12 protein-coding genes are annotated in these 14,843 nt (G+C 40.0%); 8 read left to right on the forward strand and 4 right to left on the reverse strand.

What is annotated here, in order from left to right; all coding sequences use genetic code 11:
- Positions 1-10 precede the first annotated feature (10 nt).
- From I6F53_RS09470 to I6F53_RS09485, 4 genes are all read right to left on the reverse strand, one after another.
- A complete protein-coding gene (locus I6F53_RS09470; RefSeq protein WP_197239371.1) occupies positions 11-2,827 on the reverse strand; it encodes a TolB family protein in 2,817 nt (938 codons plus the stop codon).
- A gap of 131 nt (positions 2,828-2,958) precedes the next feature.
- Positions 2,959-4,506, reverse strand: a complete 1,548-nt coding sequence (locus tag I6F53_RS09475; RefSeq protein WP_197239372.1) for a PH domain-containing protein — start codon at positions 4,504-4,506, stop codon at positions 2,959-2,961.
- The gene (locus I6F53_RS09480) at positions 4,499-5,032 is read right to left on the reverse strand and encodes a PH domain-containing protein (protein ID WP_197239373.1); all 534 of its coding nucleotides are present in this window, start codon (positions 5,030-5,032) and stop codon (positions 4,499-4,501) included. Before I6F53_RS09480 ends, I6F53_RS09475 begins: the two co-directional genes overlap by 8 nt.
- 21 nt (positions 5,033-5,053) lie before the next feature.
- A complete protein-coding gene (locus tag I6F53_RS09485; RefSeq protein ID WP_197239374.1) occupies positions 5,054-5,908 on the reverse strand; it encodes a D-hexose-6-phosphate mutarotase in 855 nt (284 codons plus the stop codon).
- Between the two features lie 427 nt (positions 5,909-6,335).
- Here I6F53_RS09485 and I6F53_RS09490 point away from each other — a divergent pair, with 427 nt between their 5' ends.
- The 8 genes from I6F53_RS09490 to I6F53_RS09525 all read left to right on the forward strand — a co-directional run bounded on the left by I6F53_RS09490 (position 6,336) and on the right by I6F53_RS09525 (position 14,813).
- Positions 6,336-6,818, forward strand: a complete 483-nt coding sequence (locus I6F53_RS09490; RefSeq protein WP_010554531.1) for a MarR family winged helix-turn-helix transcriptional regulator — start codon at positions 6,336-6,338, stop codon at positions 6,816-6,818.
- A gap of 99 nt (positions 6,819-6,917) precedes the next feature.
- Positions 6,918-8,243: a hypothetical protein gene (locus tag I6F53_RS09495; protein ID WP_007580455.1), complete on the forward strand. Its 1,326-nt coding sequence runs from the start codon at positions 6,918-6,920 to the stop codon at positions 8,241-8,243.
- A 128-nt stretch (positions 8,244-8,371) separates the two neighbouring features.
- Positions 8,372-8,767, forward strand: coding sequence for a YbaN family protein (locus I6F53_RS09500; protein ID WP_197239375.1), 396 nt, complete (start codon positions 8,372-8,374; stop codon positions 8,765-8,767).
- 124 nt (positions 8,768-8,891) lie between these two features.
- Positions 8,892-9,524 (forward strand): PepSY-associated TM helix domain-containing protein, encoded by a 633-nt coding sequence (locus I6F53_RS09505; protein WP_166419520.1) that lies wholly within the window; start codon positions 8,892-8,894, stop codon positions 9,522-9,524.
- Positions 9,524-10,033, forward strand: a complete 510-nt coding sequence (locus tag I6F53_RS09510) for a DUF2271 domain-containing protein (protein ID WP_166419519.1) — start codon at positions 9,524-9,526, stop codon at positions 10,031-10,033. Before I6F53_RS09505 ends, I6F53_RS09510 begins: the two co-directional genes overlap by 1 nt.
- A gap of 34 nt (positions 10,034-10,067) precedes the next feature.
- A complete protein-coding gene (locus I6F53_RS09515; protein WP_166419518.1) occupies positions 10,068-10,913 on the forward strand; it encodes a DUF4198 domain-containing protein in 846 nt (281 codons plus the stop codon).
- A 268-nt stretch (positions 10,914-11,181) separates the two neighbouring features.
- On the forward strand, positions 11,182-13,713 hold the full coding sequence (locus I6F53_RS09520; RefSeq protein WP_197239376.1) for a TonB-dependent receptor plug domain-containing protein: 2,532 nt from the start codon (positions 11,182-11,184) through the stop codon (positions 13,711-13,713).
- Between the two features lie 206 nt (positions 13,714-13,919).
- Complete coding sequence (locus tag I6F53_RS09525) at positions 13,920-14,813, forward strand: hypothetical protein (RefSeq protein WP_197239377.1); 894 nt, start codon at positions 13,920-13,922, stop codon at positions 14,811-14,813.
- The last annotated feature ends 30 nt before the right edge of the window (positions 14,814-14,843 follow it).

Genomic DNA, 14,843 nt, shown 5'->3' on the forward strand with positions numbered 1-14,843 from the left:
ACTTTAAACGTTAAAGTGAATAATAAAAGCTTAACCACGCTCGCATTTCATCTTCAAAACTGTCGCCTTCTACTCGCGATAGCCCCATATTAAACGTTAAATCGTTTACACCTGCAGGCCCCATTCCAAAACTAAAGTCACCTTGGTATTTTAAGCCGTAGCTTTGTGCGTATACGGTGTCGTCAAGTTGATGTTGCTTATAATAAAGCCACGGCATGCCTTCTTTAAAGCTAAAGCCACCACCATAACCTTGGTAACGCTCAGCTGTTGCACTGTAAAAAGGTAACTCCGATGAAAGTACATATTCACTATTTTGCTGCTGATTAATAAGATTTGAGCTAAAGCCACCTAATGCAAGGCTCCTGTCGTCACGTTGTTTTTGATCAAAGTTTGCATAAAGAGGAATACCAAACGCTTTACCAAAAATTTTTGCGGCTAAATCGTAACCTTGCCAACTATTGCTCTTACTACTGCCATCGTACCAACTGGCATAAATACTTTGGCCTATTGCAAAGTCTTGACGATCATATTGCCAATTTTGAGCAACGCCTAAACGCGTCCAATTTTTATGGCTTTGCTTGTAATCAGTGTAATTGTAGGCAAGCTCTGGCGTTAAATTTAACTGCCCAAATTTAACGGGGTAACTTATTGCGGCAAAACCACCACGGGCATTCATGCCTGCACTTAGACTTTGCTGATACTGGCGCGATGTATCTAAATCATAGTCAAACAGTGCAAGTTTCAGTTTTACATCAAGCGCATTATATTTTGCCTGCACATAACCACCATGCAGTGCCCCATCGTGTAAATCAGTGCTATATCCCGCCTGCAAGTCGAGCTGCTTTAATAAGTCGCTACTTTTAATGCTTAAATCTAACAAACTTGTTGAAGCCGAATAATACTGAGAGCCAAGCGCAAAGGTAGCGTGCTGGTCGAGCACGTTGTAATTTGTTTGCTGCGTTGTTTGGTGCGTATATATTTCAGCTTTTGGAAGCGTATGTTCGTTTACTATTAGCAGCGGTGCTTTTTTGTTGGCCGCAAACTCAGTAACTACAGTGCTTTTTATAGCTTTTGGCAGTGTTTTTACATTTGGCCCATCTGCGGTTATCGAAAAATAGAGTAACGAGCCATCAGCCATTTCAATTGGGTGGGCAACGGCCTCTTGCCCTTGGGTTAACTTGGTGAGTGTTTTACTCTCTATGTTGTAGTTATAAATATCGGTGGCGCTATTTAAACCTGCAACAAAGTAAAGTGACTCGCCATTAAGACTAAAGCTCGGCTGACTTAAATATTGATACCCGTTTGGCATAGGTATTAATTGCTGCTGATTGCCACCTACATTTTGTATATACAATTGCCAATTTTCATTTAATGACGTTGATAAATAAGCTAATTTAGTTTCGTCAGGACTGAGTATTGGGTAATCGTAGGTTGTCTCAAGGCTTTTTGTAAATAATGGTGTGATGGTTTGCGTATTTAGATCAACCTTTACTAATTCAGAGTAACCATCTCTTATTTGCTCGCCATACAAGGTTTCGCCGTTACTGGTTACGTTAAAACGACGTATACCAGCAAGTTCGGTAAGTTGTTCGATATTGCCTGTCTCAATGTTATAGCTAAATATGTCAGACACTTTGTTATAAATTCCCGACTCTTCATTGCTGTACGCATTGAAATATAACGTTGTGCTATTTACCCATTGAGGATTTGCAATACCGGCTCGGTTAATTTGATTAAGCACTTGTTTTTGTTCGCGCTTAAACACACTGGGCGCTGTATCGGGAATATCTTGTGCATCGTTTTCGAGTAGCTCTTTTTGCGCTTTAGTAAACTCTTCTTGCGCTTTAATGTTGTCATCCGTGCTATAAATTATAAGCTTGGTATTACTCTCTTTATCTCGCTCAACAATCGCAATTTTACTACCATCTTTTGAAAGTACTGGGTTACTTGCATATAAGTTAAGCTCAAGCCAAAGTTCACTATTAAGTAACGGCTCCCCTTGCTCTATTTGTATTGCTTTATAGGTATATTCAGCTATAAATCGGCGATATAGCTTGGCTGCACTTTGCCCAAACACACCGCTAAATGCCTCATCAAAATTACGCGTTTTTACACCTTGCATTCGCGTCCATACGCTATCGAGCGTTTGTTCTGAATAGTTTTTCTCTAACCAATTTAAAAAGCGGCTACCCATTAAATAAGCCATTGAGCCGCCCATAAAGCCCTGCTCGCCATTTAATTGCCCATACGTTGGCAGTGCGCCCTGTTGAGCAAATTCTCGCAGTATTGACTCTGAGTAGTTATCAAACAAACGTCCACGACCCGTCATTTTAGATTCAATTAGAGTAGCATAACCTTCGGCTACCCAACGCGGCGTATCACTGTAGGTTAAGTCGTATAAATCCCATATGCCACGTACTTTTTGCTGCCAGTCATTGCGTGTAGGCTGTGCTAAGTGCACTAAGTGAATATATTCATGCAACACAAGTAACTGCTGCCAGCCAGAGCTGTTTGATATAACTGTGTCGGATTGTGGTGGGGTTGTAAAAAGTGCCATTACAGGGTTACTTGAGGTAGGTAGCGCAAAGCCATTTGCTGCATTTAGGGGATCAAACACCACTACATCAACTATTTTATCAAGTGCTCTATTTTGCTGCTCAAGCACTTTGGTGCGTACTATTTCAAGCTCTGTTGCAGTTGATTTAGCAAAATCAGCATGCTCAACATTGTAGTGAATGTTGAAATGTTCAGTATGAATAGTTTGCCAATCGGCTGCAAAGCTCGGTGCTGCTAGTAATAAAGCCGATGCGATAAGTGTTTTTTTCATGAGTGTCCCTAAAAGAATTCCTTAATACCATCTAGGGTATTATTAAATGTCTTTCAGGGGCAGTAAGAAAGTGTAATAAAGCATGTGCAAATGTGTATTTACACGTGCCTTATTTTTTTAATGAGGGGGTATTACATCCAGCTGCGAGTATCTGACTCAATCTGCTTAATTGTAAAATCGATAATAAAGTCAGCGTCTTGCTGCTTTATATAAGGCATAAATGCAAAGCCTGATGCCAGTTGTATATATAGGCTTTTCAAGCCTGATTTGCGCATTAAGTACGTACTTATACTGCGTGCACTTTGCGCTTTATAAAGTTCAAAAACACGGTAATGAACGCCAATCATGCCTTTGCGTACAACCATGTAAAATCGACCATTATCCTCATGCATGTAATAACCATAACGCTGATACGATAAGGTTACCAAACCAGAAAAAACCACCAGAACGCCAAGGCTAATCAAAGTATTAATATCGGCAATAAAACAAAAACCAAACACCAATGCACTAGGTAACAGTGCATAAAAGCCTAAGTTTTTATATAAAAGCGCTCGCTCTGCGCGCTTAAAAGCGAGTTTTTTACTATTAAACCATGGGTAAATCCATTGGCATACACTATCAACTTGTTCGCTATTTAATACAGGTAACACTAAGGTTTGTTTATTTTGTTTAGCCGCAACACCTGCAACTAAACCACCGCTACTTGCTTGCAAACACTCCACAGTAAATCGCTTTAGTAATCGGCCCATTAAGTTTTGCTTTATAACAATAGATTGCACTTTATCCATGCTCATCGAAAGCTGATGGCGCTCTAACAAGCCTGCAATACGTTTAAATTTTTGACCTTTAAAATAAAGCTCAAAATTATAAAAACGAATAAGCGACATAGTCATAGATAACATAACGGCCACCAAAATTAATAAAATAATTAAGGTGATCATCGCAAAGGTAGCAGCACTTGCCAGCATGCCAAGCTCTTGCTCATAAAAGCCTTCTACTTTAGCAATAATTTGCTTCTCTAAAAAATCAACAATCAGGTTTATAAATGGCGCAAAAGCAGCGATTGCTAAAATAGCCATATTCGACATCAAACCAAATTTGGCGATTTCTTTATTGCTAATGCTTAGGCTGTTTTCAGTAGTGTCTGCTTCGCTTTGTTCAGTGCTTTGTATTTCTTCTTGTTGCTGCGCTTTAAAAGCAAATATCTGTTTACGCATTTGCTGCGCGTAGTCTTTAGTGACACCAGGTAAAACAACTTCTTGTGACACACTGCCTGCAGCATCAAAAATACAATTAACTAAGCTTACGGGAGTAAAATAAAATGGCTCGGCAATATTAACGTTTTGTACACGGCCAAATTTAAGCGTAAGTCGCTCTTTTTTAAATACGCCTTTGTTAAGCAATATTTCGTTATCACTACTAATACAAAACTTAAAATTTAAATAATATAAAAATGAGTAAACAAGCAATGAAATCAGCGCAATACCACCTACAACTTGCGCCCAAAATAATTTATTTTCTACTTGAGTAACAAACACTACAAACATAGGCAGCAAGTTTAAAAGGCCATCTTTTACAAAGCGCACACTAAAATGCACAACAAAATATAAAAGCGCCCAAGACGATACTTTTTGCCAATCATTTGAGCTAGTTTGCTCCTCAATAATACTATTACTCATCGACTAAAACCGCCTGAGGAGCCGTATCGTCTTGACGGTAGTTTTGTACAAATTGGCGCATATTTTTACAATCATCATGGGTTAACCCACTAATTTGTAAATCGGCACTTACGCCGCCTGCGCTAAATAATTTGATGCTCGCAAGGCTAAGCTTTCGCTCTATTGGCCCCTGATGTATTTCCATATGTTGTACTCGCGCTAAAGGCAATACCGTTACTTGTTGCCAAATAACGCCTTTTTTAAAAGCAATATCATGGTTTCGTACCGCAAAACCCTGCAGCCTTATGCTAACCATGTTGTACAACATGGAAACAGCTACTAAAACGGGCATACCAATTAGCAAGTAAGTTTGCGCACTCTCAGCAAAAGCTTCGTTAAAATAACAAACCGCAATAAGTACCCCAATTAACGGAATATAAAATGTAAGCCAGTTAAGCTGAGTATGTAATAAGGCCTTGTCAGCTAAAGGCTTAAAATTAATGGCGCTATGCGCTGGTAAATCCATTATTTGTTGATTGTTAAACACAATTGCATCCTATCGGGATTATTAATTAGCCCAGCTAATGGTGGTTACTAATGTATGATTTTGCTTTGGCTCAAGCGTTACTTTATCTGTCAGTACATTAGCAGCCTCTAGGCAGAGCATTGTTTTATACTCATCATCAGCAAAGTTAGATAAGCGTTTTGATTTTTCTATCCATGGGTTCCACAGTACACACGAGTTTGAATTTTCACGACTCACATTAATAACACCTTCTGGCGTATTAATTGTTTGTACTGCACTTGCTTGTGTATAAATCATGTCGGTTTCGCGCTCAAAACTTACAACGTCATTTTGCACAAATGGCCCTTCACTAAACTCAATATATTGCGCGCCTTGCAAACCATCAACATGGGTATTTGTAATGTCTGATGTAGGAAAATAGGTATGCAGCGCTTGAGTAAAGCTAAATGGCGTATTTCCTAAGTTAGTCGTAGTTAAGCGAACCTGTAACTTATCACTTAATATAAACTCCACTTTTAATGCTGACTGATGCGACCAATACGTTGTATTAACTAGCTTCATAGGTAACTTTAAACTAACCGTAATTTGCTCATCAGATTCGTGTACTTCATCGGCTTGCCACACGCTTGTGCGCGCAAAACCATGAGCAGGCCACCCATCGTTAGCGTGTGTACCAAACCACGGCCAACAAACAGGAATACCACCTCGGATACTTGCCCCTTCTTGATAGGTTTCGTCTTGTGATACCCAAATAAGCGGCTCATTATTTTTAGGAGTAAATTGGGTAATTTGCCCACCTTGCAAGAATATTTTTGCATCGCACTTTGCACTAGCTACTTTAATGAACTCAAGACCGGTTTCGCTTTGTTCAATGCTAACTGATGGCGATAATTTCATACCCTTCCCTATAATACTGATACTAAAGATTTTTAATGTTTACATATAAACAATAATGCATGCTTAAAGTATACGCTATTGATATTAAATATTGATTGCTGAATTTGTTCATTGCCGATTAATATATATACAGTAAACTCACAAACAATTACTTTGTACTAACAGCTGTAAATGAATAATACTAAAGTCTATACAATAAGACTTGCCAATTATTCACAACATACGTACTGTGCGCAACTTAATGCACACAAGATGCTAAGAAAATTTACTATAATTTAAACAATATAATTTTACATTAGTTACTGCTCTAACTATTAAAAACCAACAAAAGCGGCCTAATGTGCAATATATTGTTTGAATTCAATTTATTTGATGTGTAACATTTCGCGATTACGGCAAACTACCGCCCCATCGATGAGATAAGCAAATGCAAAAATATGACGAGTTATTGGTTTCTTTACGTAAAGTGATCCGCGCGATTGACTTACATTCTAAGCAGCTAAATAAAACTTCGGGTTTAACTGGCCCACAATTGCTTATAATGCAAGAAGTTAAAAAAACCGATGGGATAACGGCGAGCCGTATTGCTCAAAACGTAAATTTAAGCCCAGCAACGGTCACCAATATTCTCGACAGAATAGAAAGCAGAAACTTAGTAACACGCGTACGCAGTCAAATGGATAAACGCAGAGTGAGCTTATACCTCACCGAGAAAGGAAAAGAGTTACTTGATAAAGCACCTCAGCCATTGCAAGAACACTTTATTGAAAAGTTTTCTGCGCTTGCTGAGTGGGAACAGAGCCTTTTACTCTCATCAATGCAGCGTGTAGCCGCGATGATGGATGCAGATAAATTAGATGCATCGCCCCTTCTAGAAGTTGGTGCACTTACTCAAGCTCCTAAAGAATAAACAATAAAAAAAATACATAGTTTTGTACTTACTCTAAACGTAAGGCGTTTTTTGACGTCTTGAATTTTTTATTTTTTAATCACAAGCAGAGCGGCTATTATGACTAAACTCTCAAAATTAACACTAGCACTAGTCCTAGGTGGTGTTACAAGCACTTCTTATGCGTCTGATGATCTAGACACACTACAAAGCCAACTTAAACAGCTAAAGCAACAAATGCAATTGCTTGAAAATAAGTTAGCTGATGAAAAAACAAAACAACAGCAAATTAATAAGCAGCACGAACAACAAGTTGCAAACATCAGTAAAAAATCTGATCAAAAAGTAGTTGAAGTTGCCGCAGCTGAACCTGAGAAAAAAGATGAAGGCATTAAAGTTGGTGGAGCAATACGCTTTAATTACAGCACCAACACATACGATGAAGATACCCAAGATCGCGGTGGCGATTTTGATTTTGATATTTTCCGTATAAATGTATCTGGTGAGATTAACGATATTTCACTTAACGGCGAAATACGTTTTTACGATTACATGACCGTTGTTAAGTATGCTTACTTAGGTTACGAGTTTGCAGATGGCTGGGAAGGACAAGCAGGTATTGCACCCGTGCCTTTTGGTAATGGCCCATACAACTCACACAGCTACTTTTTCAGTACTAATTATTACGTAGGTCTAGAAGACGATTTTGATTTAGGTGTAGTAGTAAAACGTAAACTTAAAGATAACTGGAAACTAGACCTAGGCTTTTTCAAAAATGATGAGCTAGGTGGTATAGACGGTGGCTCTTCAGATATTAACCATCGTTACTCTTACGACATTATTGGTAGTCGTTCAGCAGAGGAAGGTACATACGATGCACCAGGCTCTCGCATAGGTGAATACAATACGTTTGCCGGGCGTGCGACGTATCAAATTGAGCACAGCAAAAATATAACTACCGATGTGGGTGTATCACTATTAAGTGGTGGCTTACATGACGGTAACGATCGTGCTGGTAACTACGGTGCATGGGCATTTCATGTTGATAGCACAATTAACAACTGGAATATCCAATTTCAACACGGTGAATACGACTACGATCTAGACGACAGCAGCGACCGCTTTGTTGTTGGTGCGTATGCGTATTATGACACTGTATCTAGCGAAGCAACTATGACTAACTTTAACGTTGCTTATAATTACTCGCTTGATTGGGGCCCAGTTACCGACATTCAATTTTACAACGATTACGGCATTATTTATGACAAGTCTGACGATAGCGCAGATACATGGATGAACGTAACGGGTATGAGTGTTGCTGCAGGTGGTTTCTTTAGTTACTTCGACTTTATTCAAGCACGTAACCAGCCATTTATTGGCGGAACAATTATTGGTGATGGTGATACAGAACGTCGCTTCAACATAAATATTGGTTACTACTTCTAAACTGTTAACCGCATTTATTTTTTAAAAGGGCAAACTTAGTTTGCCCTTTTTTATTGATTTTAAGCTTCGAATTAATAGCTATTTAGCCTACAATTAGAGATACCATAACACGCCTAAAAAGAGCCTAAGTGAATATAAAAGCAGTGTTTATTTGTTATAAAAACTTATGGTTTAAAGCGCTTGGCTTGTTACTTGTTGCGCTTGGTATCATAGGTATTGTGCTGCCCGTTATGCCTACCACTATATTTTTTATTTTGGCGCTTACCTGCTTTACTCGCTCATCCCCCGAGCTTGAAAAGTGGCTGTTAAACCACCCGCGTTACGGTGCAACTCTGCAGCAATGGCAAGCCCACAAAGTAGTTCCCGTTAAAGCCAAATGCTACGCCGCTATTGGCATGCTAATAGGGTTTATATTTTTACTTTATTCAGCCGCCCCTATTTGGGTTATTTACCTTGTTGCAGCAATAGAAATATCGGTAATGATTTACCTTATATTAAGACCTTCCAGCCCTCCTAAGCATTAAATATTCATTTTTTACCTGCATACCACCTTTATTTCAAAGTTTTTATGTAAAGATAAGTAAGTAAATTTGTAATAGCTAATGCAAATCATTATCATGTTGTAAATTTAATTTATTAACTGTTTTTATGTCGTTTATTAATAAGCGGGCTTTGTATAGTACAAGCCGTGCTCTACATATTTATATTTCTACAGCTTTGTTTTTTTTGCTTATTTTATTTTGCGTTAGCGGCATTGTGCTTAATCACGTCGATTGGCTTAAAAACGATAAAAATAACGGTCAAGTAACCGCAACGATTCCTGCAGAGCTAGTTACTAAAGCAAATGCACAGCTAAATACGCTGCCAACGCTTTACCCAGAAATAGAAGCTTACTTAGCTAAGCAGTATTCACTTACAAAAGTAAAAAGTATTGAGTGGGAAAAAGAAGACGCACTTGTCATGCTCGACTACCCACTACCAGCGGGATTTGCCTACGCAGAGCTTGATTTTACAACTGGCGAGCTAAGCCTTGATTACCAAACAGGGGGCTTTTTAAGCCTTATTGGCGACTTACATAAAGGTCGCTACACCGGTGAAGTATGGAGCTGGGTAATTGATATATCGGCCGTATTAATGATTTTATTTGCCATTACCGGCATGATTATTTTATTTCAAAATAGAAAAAAACGCTTAGCAGGAATATGGATAACCTTACTAGGAGTCGCCACTCCACTGGTTATTTATTTATGTTGGGTTCCACAAATAAAAGGAGTGTCTTAATGGTTAAATTTAAATTATTTATAAGCGCCACGTTACTACTTGTAGCTGCGTTTTTTCAAACATCAGCGTATGCGCAAACACCACAGCTAGAAGTTGAATTAACGCTTCCCGACTTAGATGTACAACCGTATCACCGCCCATACGTTGCAGTTTGGCTTGAAACACCCGAGCGCAAACACGTTACAACGCTGGCACTTTGGGTGCAAAAAGCAGAGTGGTTTAAAGATTTACGCCAATGGTGGCGTAAAGCCGGTAAAAGCGATGCCAACTTTGACGGCATTAGCGGCGCAACCAAACGCGCCGGTACTTACACTATAAATTGGCAAGGTAATGATTTAGACGGTAACCCCGTAAAACCAGGCAAATACTTACTAAATATTGAAGTTGTACGCGAAGAAGGCGGCAGAGATTACACCCGTGTTGAGCTTGATTTAACTAAATCAGGCAAGCTAACAATTGATGGTAAAAACGAGTTTTCTAAAAGCTTCGTCACTGTAAGCACTAAGTAGCTGCTACTTAATCATTTAAATTTAAGGAAATACAATGAAAATTAATTTATTAAAAACTGCATTAATCGGCGCATTGAGTTTATCTGCTTTAGTGTCAACTTCAGCAAATGCACACGGACGCTGGTTACTACCTTCGCACACGTCGCTTTCTGGCGATAAAGCTCACTACGTAATGATTGACGCAAGTATTTCAAACGAAATGTTTGCACCTGATAAAGCCTTTAAGCCAAAAGAAAAAGGCGCAGAGTACGACGACACATTATTAATGGCACTTGCGCCAAACGGTGAGAAAGTATCTGAGACTATCCGTGCTTATTACCTAAAGCGTAAAAGCTCAGCAGCGGTAAGCTTAACAGAGCAAGGTACTTACCATATTGCCATGACGCAAAAGCCAATGTATATGACCTTCTACAAAAACGAAGAAGGTAAGCGCAAGCGCGTATTTGGTAAAAAAACAGAAGCCGAGTTACCTAGCAATGCAAAAGATGTAACTACAACGAAGGTTGTTTCAACAGTAGATACATTTGTAAGCCGAAATGGCACCTCAAAGCCTGCACAGTTAGGTTTAGGCTTAGAGCTTAGCGGTCCAACGCATCCAAATGATTTATTTGTAGGTGAGCAAGCACGTTTTCAATTACTACAAGATGGTAAATCTGCCGGTGAAGGCATTGAAGTAAGTATTTTAAAAGGCGACACACGCTACCGTAACGAGCGTGGCGAAGTAAAAGTAACAACCGATAAAGATGGTATGTTTACAATTACATGGAAAGAACCAGGCCTATACCTAATCGAAACCTCTAATAAAGTTAAAGTAAACGAAGAAGGCGTAGATGCAGGACGTTATGCATTATTTACAACGCTTGAAGTTGCCCCTGAATAATTTAAATCACTAAATTTAAAAAATTGAAAGGCCAAGCATTTGCTTGGCCTTTTTACGTCTTACTAACTTTTATCTAAAATTCCCTTGAATTCGCAACCATTCGACACAAGATTGCAACTACAACGATCCAAACGCCTATATCGCGCGTAAACAGTGACCTTATGTGTTAACAACTTAGAATATCTTAGATAGTTTTTATCTTTGCACTAGGGTAGTCGCTTCTATATGATGCGCTCCTTTTCGACTAGCAGCTCTTGGGGAACAATTAATGACTTTTAAGCGTTTATCTGCAAATAAACTCGCACTTAGCTTGGCCGTTACCACTGCACTTAGCACACCTTACTCTATGGCCGTTGCCGCAGAGCAAGATAATCAAGCAGAAAAAAATATCGAAGTAATTTCGGTTACCGGTACTCGCAGAAGCCTACGCAGTATTGCCGAAAGCACCGTACCTGTAGATATTATTACCAGCGGTGATATGCAAAGTACCGGTCAGCTAGAAATAAGCCAAATACTAGCAAACCAAGTACCTAGCTTTAACTACCCAAGTGCCACTATGGGTGATGGTACTGACCATGCAAAACCAGCTGTTTTACGTGGATTAGCACCCGATCACACACTAGTACTTATAAACGGTAAGCGCCGCCACGCTGGTGCGCTATTAAACTTAGCGGGCGTTGTTGGCCGAGGCTCTACAGCTGTTGATTTGAACATGATCCCAACCTCTGCAATTAAACGTGTTGAAGTACTACGTGACGGCGCAGCCGCACAGTACGGTTCTGATGCAATTGCTGGGGTAATTAACATTGTACTTAAAGATGCCTCAGAAGGCGGTAGCGTAAGCGTAACGTACGGTAAATACGATACTCAAATGGCTGGTGTATCTCAGCTAGACAGCACCTACGCAGATGCAAACGGCGACTTAGCCTTTAATACCGGTGGCGACAGAGAAGTAAACGACGGTGCAACACGCACTGTTAGTGCAAACTCTGGTTTTGCGTTATCTGATAACGGTTTTGTAAACGTATCAATTGAATACCGTGATAACGACTCAACTCAGCGCTCAGGCTTTGACCCGCGCCCACAATACGCCAAACTTGATGACGGCAGCCTAGACCCACGCGAGTTTACTATCGACCGTTACAACCACCGCTTTGGTAAAGCCGACCTTGAAGACTACGCTTTGTTTTACAACATGGGTTACGATTTAGATAATGGCTTAAACCTTTACTCGTTTGGTAGTTACTCAAAACGCGAAGGTAATTCAGGTGGTTTTTACCGCCGTGCAAAAGACAGCCGTAACGTTTTAGAAGTGTATCCAGATGGCTTTTTACCGCAAATTGAAACAGACGTACAAGACTACTCATTTGCATTGGGCTTACAAGGCGAAACTAACGACTGGACATGGGATGTAAGTACCAACTACGGCCGCAACGACTTTGGTTTCGGTGTTGTAAATAGTATTAATACATCACTAGGTGCCGACAGCCCAACCGAATTTGACAACGGTGCATTGGTTTACGATCAGTTTTTAGTAAACGCAACGGCCAATACCACTCTCGATTTAGGCTTACCTGATGACGTATTTTTTACCGTAGGTACTGAATATCGCCACGAAAGCTACAAAATAGAAGAAGGCGAAGAAGCATCTTACATCACCGCGCTTGATAGCGATGGTAACCCAATTGCAGCCGGTGGCGCGCAAGTACTTGCTGGTTTTGGACCAGAAAGTGCGACTGACGAAAGCCGTCATAACATCGCTTTATTTGTTGAGTTTGATACCTACTTAACAGAAAAATGGAACGTAGTTTTAGCGGGTCGTTATGAAGATTACAGCGACTTTGGCGACACATTTACCTCTAAACTTGCCTCGCGTTACAGCATTACAGAAAACCTATCGCTGCGCGGTGCAATTAGCACCGGTTTCCGTGCGCCATCTTTAGCGCAAAGCTCGTACCGCCAAATATCAACCGTACTTGAAAACAACCAACCATTTGAAGTTGGTTTATTCCCAACCGATTCTGCAGCAGCACAAGCACTAGGTGCTCAGCCGCTAGATGCAGAAGAGTCAGTAAACGTTACTGCGGGCTTTATGTACACGCAAGGCAGCTTTAGCTTAACCGTAGATGCGTACCGTATTGATATTGATGACCGTATTGTATTGTCTGAAAACTTAGAGGGCGATGCCGTAGTAGAAATACTACAAAATGCCGGTGAGCTAAATACCGAAAGCGTACGTTACTTTACCAACGCTATCGATTCACGCACGCAAGGTGTAGATATAGTTGCCACTTATAACCTAGATTTAAGCGATTTAGGTGATTTACGCCTAAACGTAGCTGCTAACTTTAACGATACCGAAGTAACACACGTAAACGACAACCCAAGCGAACTTAACTCACTAGGTGACGACTACGTAGTGTTTGCACGTCGTGAAGTAGGTCGCTTTGAAGAAGGCACGCCAGATAGCAAATGGAACCTATCTGCAGTATGGAACTTTAACGAATGGCAAACAACGCTTCGTGCCACACGTTATGGTGAAGTCGCTGATATATCAACTACAGCTGATCGCGATGAATACCTAGACCCTAAGTGGATCACCGACCTAGAAGTGGCATACCGTCCAGACGAATATTGGAAATTTGCCGTTGGTGCAAACAACTTGTTCGATCAGTACCCACAAGCAACCGTGGATAACATTGGTTACTCTGACTTTGGCCAAATATTCCCGTACACACCGTATGCGCCTTACGGATTAGACGGGCGTTTTTTATACGGTAACATTACTTACAGCTTTTAATTAGTTCCCTAATAAAAGCAGAGCAATTATAAAAGGATGCATCGCGCATCCTTTTATAATAATAATTAGTTATTTTAACCACTTATTAGTATTTCAACTTTCATAAAAAACCACCACCCTATATAAAACAACAGCTTACATTTCGGCCTCATTTTTGCTCTATATTGTTTATATAAATACAAACAATAAATACCAAAGGACTAAACATGAGCTCATCAACACAATTAAGCATTGCAAAACCACTTTCACTTATTGGCGGCATTTTATTATTAAGTGGCTGTGTATTTCATATATCGCCAAGCGTTGCCTCAGTAAAGCAAACTCAGCAGCTATCACTGCCAAGCAATAATCTTGAATATTTAAATGTGTTAAGCGGTGCAGGCTCACTTGAAATAAAAGGCTCAAAAACAGCCACCAGCATTAGTGTTAACGCCACCATTTACACAGCCGATATTGAAGACGAATACGAGCTAACGCTCGAGCAAGACGGTAAACAGGCAAAGCTTGTTGCCCAAAATAAAAGTCGTAATAGTATTAGCTTTTACAGTGGTCAATCTCCAAGTATTAATTTAGTGGTTACTGTGCCAAGTAATCTAAATTTAGATATTGATGATGGCTCTGGCGACATTTTAATAAATGCTATGCAAAGCAATATTGATGTAAAAGACGGCTCAGGGGATTTAACTATAAGCGGTGCTAAAAACCTAACTGTTGACGATGGTTCAGGCGAAGTAAACTTTGAAAACATCGCGGGTAATGTAGAATTAACCGATGGATCTGGCAGTATTCATATTAACAACGTAAGCGGCAATGCGACTATTGAAGATGGTTCTGGCGAAATGCACGTGAGCAACATAAGCGGCTCGCTAAGCGTTGAAGATGGATCGGGTGATATAGTAATAAGCCATATAAACGGCGCTGTTAATGTTGATGATAACTCTGGCGACATGATCATTGAGCATATTGGCTCAAGCGTAACAATTGAAGACGGTTCGGGTGATATTCGCGTTAACCATGCAAAGGGGCTGACTATTACTGAGTCAGGCTCGGGCGATGTAAGTATCGATAATATTAGCGGTTCAGTAAAAGTAACTGACTAATTTAGCATTTTCAGCCACATGAATCATTGT

This window comes from Pseudoalteromonas sp. SWN29 (genome assembly GCF_015864465.1).
Taxonomy (GTDB): domain Bacteria; phylum Pseudomonadota; class Gammaproteobacteria; order Enterobacterales; family Alteromonadaceae; genus Pseudoalteromonas.